Origin of the sequence: Micromonospora sp. LOL_024, assembly GCF_048060415.1 — a bacterium.
In the GTDB taxonomy this organism is placed as follows: domain Bacteria; phylum Actinomycetota; class Actinomycetes; order Mycobacteriales; family Micromonosporaceae; genus Micromonospora.
The window spans coordinates 1-508 of sequence record NZ_JBHMIS010000186.1; the positions used below are offsets into that span (position 1 = coordinate 1).

At 66.9% G+C, this 508-nt stretch carries 1 protein-coding gene; it reads right to left on the minus strand.

The genetic code is table 11. The features are described from left to right. On the minus strand, positions 1–370 hold a 370-nt coding region (locus ACFHWY_RS28820), incomplete at its 3' end, for a transposase family protein (protein WP_416583377.1). Positions 371–508: the final 138 nt, after the last annotated feature.

The following is a 508-nucleotide window of genomic DNA, read 5'->3' on the forward strand; positions in this document are numbered from 1 at the left end:
CCCGACGGAAGGTGCGTTCGCTGGGCACCGTGTACCGGCCGGACAACGGGTTGAACCGAGCCCCGATACGGTGCAGGACATCCTGCGGAGTACCCGCCGCCCACTGCCGGATCGCCGCCACGGAGTCGTTACCAACCACCAAGGTTGCGCAGGCGGTCAGGACCAGGATCACCAGCAGCGGGTGTCGAAGCCCCCGCGACCGGCGCGGGTCGGGTATCTGTCCCAGCCGGTTGAGCAGCGACGATGTCATGGCCAGCGGATCCGTGGCCCCCGCATCCGCGGTGACCGGGCCGGCGGCTAGTTCGGCCTCCCACAGGGCCAGATCGGTGAGGTGGTCAACAACAGGGTGGATCGGGGATGATGACGACACGAGCGCGACTCCTGACACGATCTTCTGGCGTAGACACCCGAAAGATCATCAGAAGTCGCGCTCGTCCCACAACTCCCGCCTCGCCCGGTCCTCAACACGGACAGAACACCTCAAGCCGGAACAACGCCGGGGCCGTGG